10 protein-coding genes, 1 pseudogene and 1 riboswitch are annotated in these 13988 nt (G+C 45.3%); of the genes and pseudogenes, 6 read left to right on the top strand and 5 right to left on the bottom strand.

Annotation, left to right across the window (positions count from 1 at the left end):
- Together P4S59_RS05550 and P4S59_RS05545 are read left to right on the top strand one after the other, a co-directional pair.
- On the top strand, positions 1 to 969 hold the full coding sequence (locus P4S59_RS05550; RefSeq protein ID WP_337168065.1) for an alpha-L-glutamate ligase-like protein: 969 nt from the start codon (positions 1 to 3) through the stop codon (positions 967 to 969).
- Between the two features lie 220 nt (positions 970 to 1189).
- A complete protein-coding gene (locus P4S59_RS05545) occupies positions 1190 to 1342 on the top strand; it encodes a hypothetical protein (protein ID WP_005390736.1) in 153 nt (50 codons plus the stop codon).
- Between the two features lie 127 nt (positions 1343 to 1469).
- Here the strand turns inward: P4S59_RS05545 and mukB are convergent, their stop codons facing one another.
- From mukB to cmoM, 4 genes and pseudogenes are all read right to left on the bottom strand, one after another.
- On the bottom strand, positions 1470 to 5933 hold the full coding sequence (gene mukB, locus P4S59_RS05540) for a chromosome partition protein MukB (protein ID WP_337168637.1): 4464 nt from the start codon (positions 5931 to 5933) through the stop codon (positions 1470 to 1472).
- 2 nt (positions 5934 to 5935) lie between these two features.
- Positions 5936 to 6661, bottom strand: a complete 726-nt coding sequence (gene mukE / locus P4S59_RS05535; protein WP_337168064.1) for a chromosome partition protein MukE — start codon at positions 6659 to 6661, stop codon at positions 5936 to 5938.
- A complete protein-coding gene (gene mukF, locus P4S59_RS05530; RefSeq protein WP_048626187.1) occupies positions 6642 to 7979 on the bottom strand; it encodes a chromosome partition protein MukF in 1338 nt (445 codons plus the stop codon). The genes mukE and mukF overlap by 20 nt, the downstream gene beginning before the upstream one ends.
- 2 nt (positions 7980 to 7981) lie before the next feature.
- A pseudogene (gene cmoM / locus P4S59_RS05525) lies at positions 7982 to 8774 on the bottom strand (tRNA uridine 5-oxyacetic acid(34) methyltransferase CmoM).
- A 114-nt stretch (positions 8775 to 8888) separates the two neighbouring features.
- Between cmoM and elyC the strand changes: the two are divergent.
- On the top strand, positions 8889 to 9674 hold the full coding sequence (gene elyC / locus P4S59_RS05520) for an envelope biogenesis factor ElyC (protein ID WP_337168063.1): 786 nt from the start codon (positions 8889 to 8891) through the stop codon (positions 9672 to 9674).
- 73 nt (positions 9675 to 9747) lie between these two features.
- On the opposite strand, the gene torR is transcribed toward elyC, so the two are convergent.
- Complete coding sequence (torR, locus tag P4S59_RS05515; protein ID WP_005390726.1) at positions 9748 to 10458, bottom strand: two-component system response regulator TorR; 711 nt, start codon at positions 10456 to 10458, stop codon at positions 9748 to 9750.
- A 266-nt stretch (positions 10459 to 10724) separates the two neighbouring features.
- Between torR and torD the strand changes: the two genes are divergently transcribed.
- The 3 genes from torD to P4S59_RS05500 all read left to right on the top strand — a co-directional run bounded on the left by torD (position 10725) and on the right by P4S59_RS05500 (position 13925).
- On the top strand, positions 10725 to 11372 hold the full coding sequence (gene torD, locus P4S59_RS05510) for a molecular chaperone TorD (RefSeq protein WP_006742122.1): 648 nt from the start codon (positions 10725 to 10727) through the stop codon (positions 11370 to 11372).
- A 466-nt stretch (positions 11373 to 11838) separates the two neighbouring features.
- The gene (purR, locus tag P4S59_RS05505; RefSeq protein ID WP_053807169.1) at positions 11839 to 12843 is read left to right on the top strand and encodes an HTH-type transcriptional repressor PurR; all 1005 of its coding nucleotides are present in this window, start codon (positions 11839 to 11841) and stop codon (positions 12841 to 12843) included.
- A 285-nt stretch (positions 12844 to 13128) separates the two neighbouring features.
- Positions 13129 to 13218, top strand: a riboswitch (cyclic di-GMP riboswitch).
- Positions 13219 to 13334: 116 nt separating this feature from the next.
- Positions 13335 to 13925, top strand: a complete 591-nt coding sequence (locus P4S59_RS05500) for a TfoX/Sxy family DNA transformation protein (RefSeq protein ID WP_005390721.1) — start codon at positions 13335 to 13337, stop codon at positions 13923 to 13925.
- Positions 13926 to 13988: the final 63 nt, after the last annotated feature.

Genomic DNA, 13988 nt, shown 5'->3' with positions numbered 1-13988 from the left:
ATGTTCGAAAGTTTTACTTCGCCAGCTAAGCTTCGCCATAAAGGCATCATGGGAATGAACAAACGTAACCACAGTTATATCGGCCGTTACAATGATCGTTCTAAATACCCATTAGTTGATGACAAGCTCAAGACTAAAATCATTGCGCAGGCAGCAGGGGCGACAGTCCCTGCCCTGATCGGCGTTATTCATAACCAAGCAGAAGTAAAGACCATCCATAAGATGGTGCAAGATTGGCCTGGTTTTGTTATCAAACCCGCTCAAGGTAGTGGTGGTAAGGGTATTTTGGTTATTACCTCGCATAAAAATGGGGTCTATACCAAACCTTCCGGCTCTACAATTGGTAAGGACGAAGTTGAACGTCATATCAGTAATGCGCTTGCAGGCCTTTTCTCTCTTGGTGGTAAAAACGACGTCGCAGTCGTTGAGAACCTGATTAAGTTTGATGATTGTTTCGATGGCTTCAGTTATGAAGGCGTGCCTGATGTTCGAATCATCGTATTTAAAGGCTACCCTGTTATGGCAATGATGCGCTGTTCTACGGCGGCGTCGGACGGTAAAGCAAACCTCCACCAAGGCGCTGTGGGCGTGGGCATTGATATCGCCACAGGTAAAGCAATCCGAGCGGTGCAATTCGACCATCCAGTCACCCACCATCCGGATACCGGCAAAGACCTTTCTACCCTCCAAGTCCCGCACTGGGAGCGCTTGCTTGAGCTTGCGTCTAGTGCGTGGGAGATGACAGGGTTGGGATACATGGGCACTGATATGGTGTTAGATAAAGAGGAAGGGCCTATGGTTTTAGAGCTCAACGCTCGTCCTGGCTTAGCAATCCAAATCGCTAATGGTGCAGGCTTGCTTCCTCGTTTGAAACACATAGAGAGCCTCGGCACACCTGCCGAGTATCCAAAGCCGATTGAACGTGTCGCCTACGCAGCAGAGCAGTTTGGGGTAAAACCGCAGTTCTAATCGCCAATCACAATATCATTCGCCAGTAATTGTTCGGATTGCTGGCGTTTTTTGTTTCCGTTTCCAAAACCGTCTACCTACTCATCTTATTAAACAAACCTATCTCACCTATAACTTGAATCAATGATCGAGCTAACAGAATCAACATAGATCGTTTCTTTTCTCCTTTAACTTTTGAGTATGATGAGGTCTCCCCTTACTCAACTTGAGAGGTTGAGAAATGCTAACAAAAGAAACAGATAACGATGAACCAGAGCTTGAAGAACAAGAGAGCTTAGACCAGCATTTACAACGCTTGTCTGAGCTTTCTGTCCAAGCACTTGAAGAGCTTGCTGAAATGATCGATATCAGAGACGATATTTCAGAGGAATAAAACTTAGCCTCCCCGCTAAGTTCTATTAATAAGCCGAGACTGTCGTCCTACAGTCTCGGCTTATTTTATACGCTAACAAATACAAAAACGCCCGCAATAAATGCGGGCGTTTTGCTAGATTCGAAGTTTACGATTCAAACTCTTCGATCATCTCTTGCGCTTCGGTCTTAGGCTTATCCGTTTGACCAAAACCACGTAGACCAACTACGTGTACGTGCTCATGGTCTTTAAACACCTTACGCACCAACTTGTAGGTAGTCCCTTTCTCTGGGCTGATGTTTTCTGGTGCCGCAATAAGAAGTTGCATATCCAGACGGTCACACAATTCGAACAATGTCGCGATCGATTTAGCATCCAGACGCGCTGCTTCATCCAAGAAGAGCAAACGACAAGGCACAATGTCTTTGCTGCGCAGACGACGAGACTCTTCTTCCCAGCTTTGCACTACCATCAGTAGGATTGACTGACCAGTACCGATCGCTTCACCTGTTGATAGCGCGCCAGACTCGGCCTGTAGCCAACCATCTGTACCACGGTTCACTTCTACACTTAGCTCTAGGTAGTTACGGTAATCCAGTAGCTCTTCACCTAGAACTTGCGGTGAACGTTGACCCATATCGATGTGTGGGTTCACGCGTTGGAACAGTTTCGCCATTGCTTCAGAGAAGGTAAAGCGAGTCGATTCAAACAGATCTTTATGCAGCTCTTGCTGTGTCGCTAGACCGTTTAGTAACACTTCGTGACTTTCACGAATTTTCACGTTTAGACGTACGCCCTTGACCTGACCGAACGAGATGTTCGACAAGCCTTGGTTCAGCATACGAATACGGTTTTGCTCACGCTGAATCGTTTTCTTGATGATGCTCGCTACCGACTCAGAGCTGATCGCTAGGCGGTTTTCACGTTGCGTTAGCTCTTCCGTTAGACGCGCTAGCTCTACTTCCATCTCTTCGATTGCTTCGACTGGGTCATCAGTACGGATGATGTCCTGACGAATACGCTCACGAAGGTGTTGGTAAACAGCAATGTAGAACAGAACTTTACGCTCTGGGCGAGCGTTGTCTTCAGACAAACGGAGTGCATCACGCAAGTCATCATTGTTTGCAACAGCAAGACGCAGCGCACCCAATGATTTATCCGACATGGAACGCAATTCATCTGCCGACATATACGCCAGTTCACGTTTGTGTAGACGACGTTCAACATCGTTCTCACGCGCCAGACGAAGTACTGAACACCAGCCAGCTTTCGCAGCAACCACGAACGTACGCAGCTCTGCGTATTCTTTCTGCACTTTCTTCAGACGTTTCGCCAAGCCTTTCATCTCAAGCTCGGTCGACGTTATCGTGCGCTCGTATTCACTCTTACGGCTACGTGAAGTATGTAAGCGTTCTTGCAGCTCGTCACGACGGCGCATTGCACGCTCTTCCGCGCCTTCATCGGCATTTACGCCATACTCTTGCAGCTCTTGTTTGAACTCTTGTACGGTTTCTTGCTTCGCTTGATGCGAACTCTTCAAAGACGCCAATACTTGGTTGTATTGGTTCATTTGTCCTTGTGCTTGCTTCAACTCTTCACGAGAACGAGTACGAGTCTGTTCAGCTTGAACCAACTTCGCTTTTAGCTGCTCACTCAGTTCGCTACTTTTGTTCAGAAGATCAACCGAGTCTGAGTAAGCGAAGTAGTGACGACGTTCAACCAGATCCGAGAGTGCAAAGATTTGCTTCTTAAGATCTTGTAACTGTTCATCTGCTGCTTTGTATTCTGCTTCTAGTGCATCGAATTGCTCTGGGTCAGCATCAAGCGCAGACGCAATATTTTCTAGTTGCGCGACGGCTTTTGCATGGTTGTTTAAGAAGTTTTTCGCCTCTGCAAGCTGAGCGATTTTCTCTTCTAGCTCATCAAAACGCGCTTGCAATGATTCATCTTCAACAAGCACCATGTGTGATGATAACTTGTCCAGAGAAGACAGTGCTTGCTTACTAGTTTGAAGCTGAGAGCGTTGCTGCTGCTCTTTTGCATCCAGATCCGCCAGCACGCGAGCGATTTGGTTACGCTTATCACGAATGGTTGCGAGCGCTTGTTCTGGATCAGCGTCAAAAGCTACTTGAATGTGGTTAGACACAAATTGGTTAAATGCTTGGTACAAACGCTGCATTTTCTGAGAGTCAAACGCCGCTTTTGCGTGCTTCTCTACCACTTCTTCTCGTTCGTTACGCAGCAACTCTAAACGCTGCTCACGTGCCGCACGACCAAACAATGGGATCTCAGGCAAGCGAGAGTAACGCATTTGGCGATCGTTCATGCGAACACAAACCGCGCCCTCTAACTCTTCTGCATCGAACGAGCTGTCATCAAAGGCATCGATGTCACCTTCAATGATGTACAAGTCTTCTGGACAGTCGTCTAGCTCTACCAGTTTCTCTTCGATACCTGACAGGTCAGAAACAACGATAGCGTGACGAGCCGGACCGTACATCGCACTGAAGTAAGGCGCATCATCAATCGTGATGTCATCGTAGATCTCAGACAGTAATACACCGCCTAAAGTATCAGCCAAACCTTTCAGGCGAGGGTCGTTTGAACCACCAGGAGAAGCAAGACGTTCAATCTCAGTGTCAAGCTGACTGCGACGCTCAGCAAGTTTATCTTTAGCTAAGGACAGCTCCCTTTCTTGCTCAAGAACAACCTGCATGTGGTTCATTACCGCATGGCGATCCTCAAGCTCTTCACCGCTCTGCTCTCTCAGTTTCTCTAGCGCATCGTTCGCCGCAATCCAAGCTGGTGCTATTGCTTCAAGCTTACTGATTTCTACCACCGCGTTTTGCTCTAGACGGCGCTGTTCACCACGCTGATCACGAACTTCTTCTTGAGCTATCTCTAGTGATTCGATTTGCGTCGCATGACGTTCACGTTCTTGTTCAAACGTAACCTCATCGGTTAGTTCAACGTGATATTGTTTTTTGTATTCAGCAACCAGTTCACGTGCTTGACGCTGCTGGTTAAGGCTGCGTTCGAGATCACGGTGTTGTGCTCGCCATTGCTGTTCGTTTTGTGCGATTTGTTGTGACTCACGCGCTTTCGCAATTGCGGTTTTCGCATGTTCAGACGCGTCTTTGCGCTCAACTTGACCAACGATGCTTTGTACCAGTTTAAGCGCGGTTTCAAACTGCTCTGCCGCAGCTGATGACATATCGAGCTTATGTTTCACAGACAACAACGTATTGGTATTTTCCGACTCTTTGTTTTTCAGCTCCGCCACTAACGCTTGTGCGGATTCTGCCGTTAGGTTGTCATCGCCAAGTAGCTGCTTGGCTTTCTCCAGCGCTTGAACGGCTTGTTGGTATTGAAGCGCGCGAGTTTGCTGAACGTCAAGAGCTTGCTGGTAATCAGCAAGTTGCGTCTTAAGGCTGTCCACCTCTTCTTCTGCAATGGTCGCTTGCTCTTCAGCCATCATCACGCGTTCTTGCGCTTCTTCCACTACCATCATTTGTTCTTCAAGACGCTCGCTCAGCTCTTCAAGATCTTCTTGGTAGCGCTCGATCTTCTCTTGCTGACGCAGCGCGTTTTGCACCAGTTGCAAGTGATCCGAAGCCGCTTGGTAGTCTTGCTCTAAAGAAGATTCTGATTCGATCAGCAGTTCCAGCTCTTCTTGAACGCGGTTAAGCAGGTTGTTTTGCTCAATCAAGGTCTCGCGAGAACCAAATAACTCTGAACGCAAAGACAATGTCTGTTCTAGTTTTTTACGACGCTCGTTGGCATGGCGCATATAGTCTGCTGCCACGTAGTTGGTCGACTCTGTAATCAAGTGCTTGAACAAGTCACGGTCTGCTTGCGTAGTTTTGATCGCTTCTAGCGTCATGCGGTTTTCACGCAGCGCCGATTCCATATCTTGGAACGCTTTCTTCACGCCGCCGTTTTGTGGCAGAAGGTAGTCACGTAGCGAGCGCGTAATCGCACTTGAAATACCACCGTAAAGCGATGCTTCGATCAGGCGGTAGAATTTAGAGCGGTCACCAGAGTTACGCAGTTTCTTCGGAATCACACCGAATTCAAACATTTGTGCGTGGTAATCCACGATAGAAGAGAACGCTTTGAACTGAACGCCTTCAAATTCCGCGATCGATTCTTTTACTTCGTTGATTTGACGTACACGAGCTTGAGTCGCAGATACGCTTTCAACCAAGATATCCGTTGGTTTCACATGGCTTGGAAGACCTTGAATAACAAACGGTTTGATGTCTACTTTCTTATCACGACCGGCAACTTGCTGCAGTTTTACTGCAAACAATAGGCGTTGGTTACGTGAGTTCACCACGTCTAGCGCTGCATAACACGCCCCCGGTTGTAGCTTACCGTATAGACCTTTGTCGCGAGACGATTGGCTGCTGCCTGCTTCTGTCGTGTTACGGAAGTGCAGCAGCGTTTGGTCAGGAATCAATGCGGTGATGAACGCCGCCATTGTGGTTGATTTACCTGCACCGTTACCACCTGATAGCGTGGTGACCAGACCATCGATGTCAAACGTACGGGCAAAGAAGCCGTTCCAGTTGACCATGGTCAGCGATTGGTATTTACCGCGTTCAATCATGCTCATGCTTCACCCTCTTCTGTTGTTTCTTCTTGGGCTTGGTCGTCTTGATCTTCTTCAGACAATAGGCTGCCTTGGCTTAGCTCTTTGGTGTGCACTACCGCTTCACCATCACGGATCAGACGCAATTGCGCTTCACGCATATCATCGCCAATACGTACATCGGCACCAAAGCGGAATACCGCTTCACTGATGCTGAATTTACCGGTTTCACCGATGTTGATGATCATGCCTAGACGACGCAGACGACGAAGTGACGTACGTACTTTTTCAAACAGCTTTTCTTTATCAAGGTCAGAACCAGTCGCACGGTTCGTCACTAGCTTCATCAGCTTATTTTCATCTGCTAGAGCAAGCAGTTCGTCGTACAGTTCTTGGTTAGTGAAGATGCCTTCGTGCGCAAGACGCTCTGGGCTTAGGTAAAGGAAACACAGTACCTTACCCACCAGCATATCCAGTTCAGAAAGAACACTACGGCCAATCAGAGACGTTGAACGTGGACGAAGGTAGAAGAAACCTTCTGGCGCTTTCACCAATTCGGTGTTGTAGCGTTGGTAGAAAGAAGAAAGCTCAAGTTCGAAGTCCGATAACAACGCGTGGTTATCCAGATCTTCACTTGAGATATGACGCCCTGCTCGTAGCATGCTGTCTAGCGCTGGGAACAGAGGGTTAGAAATTGCTTTTGCCAGTTTATCTGACATGTATTCATTAGTATCGGTCGATGACATTCGCTTGTACCTTTGCCCCAAATTCGTTGATTGCTTTCCAGTCCGGTTGAATCGCTTGGTAATCCGATTCTGAATACCCCAGACGTACGGCTTGATCGACGATAATGCGAGCTAAATCAAAATGATGAGTGTAAGGATGCTGTGCAAGGTAATCTCGCAATACCACACTCAAGTCGATTGGCGTGCCTTGATCTTTATGCGCTTTTAGCATGTCACCAATTCGTTCAGACAACTCATCATTGACTTGTTGAAATTCTTCATACTCTACTTCCATCGGAACTTGGCCGGTCACTTCGTCATCACGTAGCACCAACGCCTCATCACGAAGGTCAGAAAGCCTTTCCGCATCTGCATAAGTCAGATACCAAGGCGCATCGAAGTAATCTTTGACGGATTGACGTAGACGCGAGCTAAACGCACGGTTCTTATCCATATCAATTGCAGTACGGATGAACTTGTGCACATGTCGGTCGTAACCAATCCAAAGGTCGATCGCTTGCTGGCCCCAGCTTGTGATTCGATCCAGCTTCATTTGCAGACCAAACAACGCTTCTTCGATGAACTCTAGCTCAGGATCGCCGTACACAATTTCTTGAATATCTAGGATCTGAGTTTGCAGTTCATCACTGGCGGCTTGCAGCGTATCTTGAAGTTCACGCAACGTGCTTGATGTTTCTGATAGGAGCGCTTCACAGTTGTTGATCGCTTCGCGCCAGTCTTTATTTAGCAGATCGGCAATTTGTTGTTTTACAGATTGCTGCTGCTCATCCATCACACGTTGGTTAAGATCGATTTGATCGAAGATTTCGCCTACAGAATATTTTAAAACTCCGTATACGTTTTTCTTCCAGTGGCCCGGTGTGCCACCTTTTTGTGCTGCCTCAATCGCTTTCGCCATTTCATCTGCCACCATAGACAGTTGAATAGAAAGGCGCAGTTTCGAGAACTCACGATGACGCACGTAGTAATCGGTAATTCCTATCGCTAAAGGCGACAAGCGGTAAATGCTCGCTCCATCAGTAATCTCACTGACAAAACGGCTAATAAGGCGCTGCTTTACCATCTCGTTGATGGCGTTGTTAGCACGAAAAGCGGATGCTTCGCCAGTCTCATCAAATAATCGAGTGACGATGGCAAACGCATCATGCAATTCACCTTCACCCAATTCTTCATCGAACCTTTCATTACTCAGTACGGCAATGGCTATTAAGAATGCCAATCGCTCTGTGGTCAGGTTCAACGAGAAATCGTGCTGCTTAACCCAGCCAACCAACTCATCGATTGGTTGCTCTGCAGCATTGAGAGTCATCTCACTCATTGTTATTCCTGTTTATCGTTCTTTTTAGCCCACACATGAATGTAGCGGCCTAATGAGAGGTATGGCTCTTGTCGACAAAGTTGTTTTTCTAGCGCCAACACATCTTCAAACTCGTAATCGCCCATGTATTGCATATTGCCTATGTAATCACTAAATGAGCGGATACCAGATTTACCACAAATACTAAAGCCTGAATCTTCTATCCATTGGTAGACTTCTTCAGGTTTTAAGCCTTTTTGCGGCTGTAGTTTAAATCTTTTTTCGGTGAGGCATGCCGTCTAATATATGAGGAATGTTGCCACAAACCACGTTTTTATAGACTAAACCATGGTGGTTATAGAACATCACTGATGCGATGCCTCCCGGTTTTACTTGTTCTAGTACCGTTTCAAGTGCGGCCTTAGGATCGACCAACCACTCCATGACGGCGTGAAACATAACAAGATCCACCTGTTCATCCATATGCTCACCAATGGATTGGACAGGCGAATGAATCAGGCGATACTGCTCAAGCAAACCGTTTTTTTCAATATCCTGCTTAGCCAACTGCAGCATTTCCGAAGATAGATCACATAAAGCGATTCGATGTCCGAGCTTAGCAAGCTTTTGCGACATTTGTGCCAAACCACCACCAGCATCCAACACCTCTAGGGGTTGCTGGTCAGCATCTAATTCACTTAGAATCTGTAGAAAATCTTCCCACACAATGATTTGGCGGATCTCCCCTTTGTCGGAGCCGTAAATATTTTTTGCAAATTTGTGGGCGATATCGTCGAAATTGCGGTCTTCTGTCACTTCTGCTGAGTTATCATAACGGATTGTGCCGCTATTCTGGCACAAGGAAAGCAGGAATAAAGAGGGGTACCCTCATTTTTATTATCAATTGATGTTTTTTCGGACTATTTATGTATGTTTGAGCTGAAAAAAGTAGTGTCAGCCTTGCTTATGCCACTTCCGGCATTGCTGCTGATAGGCTTGTTGGGTCTTGCTCTCATTAGTTTTACCACAAAACGTAAAACTGGCTGCTTCGTTGTTCTATTCTCTTTTGTTGGCATTTTTCTTGTTGCCTTCCAACCTGTTTCAACCAAGCTTCTTATGCCATTAGAGCGAGAGCATAAAGCCTTTTTGCCAGTTTCTGGCACCATCGACTACGTGATGGTTTTAGGGAATGGTCATGTTATTGATGACGAAATTCCACCCACCTCGCAGTTAAGCCGTGCAGCATTAATGCGCTTAACTGAAGGCATTCGTATTTTAAGAATGTATCCAGGTGCTAAATTAATTTTGTCTGGCTATGCTGGCGGTTCTGAAATTAGCCATGCGAGAATGATGGCGAACGTTGCCCTTGCGTTGGGAGTCGCGAAATCCGATATCATTTTATTAGAAGATGCGAAAGATACGTGGGAAGAGGCCCGTCAAGCAGCTGCATTCGTTCAACAAAAGGAGATTGTGTTAATCACTTCTGCGAGCCATATGAGTCGTGCATTGTATGAATTCAACGCAGCAGGCATTAAACCAATCCCAGCCCCGACCAACTTCTTAGCTATTAGCGAAATCAGTCAACCTTGGGATAAATACTCACCTAAAGCGCGTTACTTAGAACAAACAGAGCTTTATTGGCATGAGTACTTGGGCAGCATTTGGCAAAGATTGCGTGATACTGTCGGCCAAACACCAATGGTTGAAGCAAAGTAGTACTATCTTGAAACCCAAAAAAAGGAGAGCCGAAGCTCTCCTTTTTCTTTTTTAAGACTTAGGTTTGTTCAGTTTAATCACCAGCAAACATATAGCCTTCGCCGTGCACCGTCACAAAAATTTGCGGGTTCTTTGGATCAAACTCCATTTTTGCGCGCATACGTCGAATAAGAACATCAATAGTACGATCATTGGGAGCATCAACTCGGTGGCTGATCATATTCAAAATACGTTCGCGACTTAACACCTGGTTAGGGTAAGACGATAATGCAACCAAAAGTTCGTATTCAGCTTTGGTCAATTTTACGGGTTCGCCGTTACGGCTCAGCGCACGACGTTGAATGTCGAATGTCCACTCTCCAAAACGTACAATATGTTCTTCACTGGTTTCGTTCGCTTTCGCGCTACCGCTACGCGCTGCAGAAATACGCCACAGCAAGTTTTTAACGCGAACCAACAATTCCCTCAGTTCAAAAGGTTTTGTCACATAATCGTCAGCGCCCATTTCTAGGCCTACGATTTTATCAATGCTATCCGTGCGTCCTGTTACTAATATGATACCAATATCCGATTGGCTACGTAATTCACGAGTAAGCATCAGGCCGTCTTCACCCGGCAGGTTGATATCCAGCATGATTAGGTCTACATCACCCGCTTGCAGGACCTCACGCATTTCTGCGCCACTCTCTGCTTCGCTGACTTGGTAACCCTCATTTTGGAAATATCCCGCAAGCTTACTACGAGTTACAACATCATCTTCTACGACTAATACGTGATAGCTCATTTACACCACTTTTCTGTCTTCTTATTATCCAAGACGTATTCTATTCATAACTAGTAACATTTCTAGTCATAGATACATTAAAAAGCAAGATTTAGCGTTTTTATTGATTCAAAACAAGCTTACCCATCGCTATTAATAAACGTTAATTTTTGACCATAAAACATAATAATTATAGTTACTGCTATTCATTTTAATTGATTACACTTAGGGGATATCCCTAATTGACTTTGTGATGCACAACTTGAAGCATCATTCAGGAGCCCAAAATGCAAGAAGTGAAAGCTTTTAATGAAAAACGCGCTGAAATTTACTGGTGGTTTTCGAGCTTGTTCGCAAAAGAGCTAACAGAGAAAGAGCTGGAAGCCTACCACAGTGTTGAAATTCGCAGTTTTCTAGCAGGTTTAGGTGAAAATGAGTCGCTGAAACCAGCCGTTGATAGCCTCGTTGATGCGCTAAACCGATTGCAAGATCGTGAAGACGCTCAATTGGAGCTTGCTGCTGACTTTTGTGAACTGTTTTTGAAGACAGAAAAATACGGCGCTCTTCCTTACGCATCGATGTACATCGGTGAATCAGGTTTGCTGAATGACAAGCCAGCCGAGGAAATGGAAAAGTTGATGGCAGAATTTGGCGTTCAAGTAGATGAAAATCTAAAAGAGCCTGCGGACCACTTAGCCGTTGAACTCGACTTTCTCGGCAACATGATTATCCGCTCAAACGAACTTGAGCAAGAAAAACACATGGAAGAAGCCTTCGTTAAACAAAACGACTTTATCCAGCAACAGTTGATGTCTTGGCTACCTCAGTTTGCAGACAAATGTAAACAATTCGACGAATTTGGGTTCTACTCGAGCGTCGCGAAACTATTAGTTGCATTTTGTAAACTAGACAGCGCTTACCTTCTTGGTGAATAATTGCCGCCTATTTTTAGGGAGCCCGCCTATCGGGCTTCCTGTATACCTGAAATAACTGAATGTAAGTAAGTTGGGTATATTATTCGTTTGCCTTAACTTAGCTCAAAGACGCTTGGTTATTTAGCAGTCAAAATGTGACTTCAAATACACAAATCTCTTGCTGAAAACATTGCTAGTCAGTCCACATAGGGCTAAAATGTGAGCGCAAACGATTAAATATGATTTATATGTAAACCGCTGAAATATAGCGGTTTTTGTGTTTTTTAACAGGTTGATGGCAATTTCTCATCAGATAGAAAAAAGATAAAATTCATCGACCGATGCTGCTACGTACCCTTTTGTCGTACTTGGACCAACCGCTGCCGAAACACTTAGCGCCAACCTTAGATTGCTGGGTGTAAAACCATTAGAGCATCAGGTACATCCAACACGACATATTTCAGTAGCTCGATACAGGACACCATTTATGGCCACTATAAAAGACGTTGCTCGCTTAGCCGGCGTTTCCACTACGACAGTTTCGCACGTTATCAATAAAACGCGTTTCGTTGCAGAAGCAACGCAAGAAAAAGTAATGAAAGCCGTGGACGAGTTGAATTACGCGCCAAGTGCGGTTGCACGCAGCCTAAAGTGCAACTCAACTCGTACGATTGGCATGTTAGTAACGCAGTCAACCAACCTATTCTTCTCAGAAGTGATTGACGGGGTTGAGAGCTACTGTTACCGCCAAGGCTACACTCTGATTCTGTGTAATACGGGTGGGATTTACGAAAAACAACGCGATTACATCCGTATGCTGGCTGAAAAACGTGTTGATGGCATCCTAGTGATGTGTTCTGACTTAACCGAAGAGCTTAAAGAGATGCTTGACCGTCATGCCGACATTCCTAAAGTGGTCATGGATTGGGGTCCAGAAAGCTCACAAGCGGACAAGATCATGGATAACTCAGAAGAAGGTGGCTACATCGCAACCAAACATCTGATCGACAATGGCCATACTGATATTGCTTGTCTAAGCGGTCATTTTGAAAAACTTGCTTGCCAAGAGCGCATTGCAGGTTTCCGTCGCGCGATGAGCGAAGCAAACCTAGCTGTAAATGAAGATTGGATCCTTGAAGGTAACTTTGAATGTGATACGGCCGTATTAGTCGCAGATAAAATTACAGCAATGGACAAACGTCCGACAGCGGTATTCTGTTTTAACGACACAATGGCTTTGGGCTTAATGAGCCGCCTACAACAAAACGGTATCAAAGTTCCTGATGATATTTCAGTGATCGGCTACGACAACATCGAGCTTGCGGAATACTTCTCTCCACCGTTAACCACTATCCACCAACCTAAACGTCGTGTGGGTAAAAATGCGTTCGAGATCCTACTTGAGCGAATCAAAGATAAAGAACACGAAAAGCGAATTTTCGAAATGCAACCTGAGCTTGTAATTCGAAACACCGTGAAGAAAATGAACTAAAATTCGCCAAATATAACGATGTCAAATAAGCGCTCTAAAAGGGTGCTTATTTTTTGTCTCTAAATAACTTTCCCCTGACTTAGGTTTGTTAGACAAAAAATCTCGAATCTCTAAGTCTCTGTTTTATATGTAGGTAAATCACACTCGCTCACAACCTCGAGATCATCCCGCCTTATTCTCAAATATGCACAAACATGCGCTTGTCGACACTTTTTATTGAACCAGAATCACACTTTTACGGGTAAAACGTGATGTTAATTCAATATACGAAGTATGCTCATTCTGTCACGCACAGGGCAAACCATTCGAAAGGGTGGGACGCAAAGCCTCCGGCCTGAACCATAGTACTATATGGAAGGTAGCGGGGTTACCGATGGCAAGTGTGCAAGCGATGACTTTACCCTGTAATGACATTGCTTTTGCGCATGTTTGCTACTCTCTCGGACCTGACTTTTGGTGGCGTAATATTAATTACACCGAGATAACAAAACATGGATAAACCGATACTCAAAGACTCTATGAAGCTATTTGAGGCACTTGGTAATATCAAGTCGCGCTCAATGTTTGGTGGCTTCGGACTATTCGCTGATGAAACAATGTTTGCACTAGTTGTAAATAATCAGCTTCATATAAGAGCAGACCAACAAACTTCATCTGACTTCGAGAAACAAGGGCTAAAGCCTTACGTTTATAAGAAACGTGGCTTCCCAGTCGTTACTAAGTACTACGCAATTTCCAACGATTTATGGGAGTCTAGCGAACGCTTAATCGAAGTAGCTAACCAATCGTTGAAAAAGGCAAAGCTTGAAAAAGAACAGCAAGCAACTACAAAGCCTAATCGCTTAAAAGATTTGCCTAACTTACGACTGGCTACTGAACGCATGCTAAAAAAAGCAGGCATTGAGTCAGTAGAAAAACTGGAAGAGGAAGGTGCACTTAACGCTTATAAAGCGATAAGAGATACGCACTCTGCAACCGTCAACATTGAACTGTTATGGGCACTAGAAGGTGCTATTAACGGTACTCATTGGAGCGTTGTACCTCAAGCTCGCCGAGATGAGTTGATGAATGGCCTCCAATAAAAGTCGGCCTTAAAAACTATCTTGTAAAACCGCAGTCTAATCTGCGGTTTTTTTGTGAAATTT

The organism is Vibrio sp. M60_M70 (assembly GCF_037162085.1).
GTDB classification, from domain to species: Bacteria; Pseudomonadota; Gammaproteobacteria; order Enterobacterales; family Vibrionaceae; genus Vibrio; species Vibrio diabolicus.
Note: the sequence above shows the minus strand (reverse complement) of the source record. Positions and strands in the feature narration are given on the sequence as shown.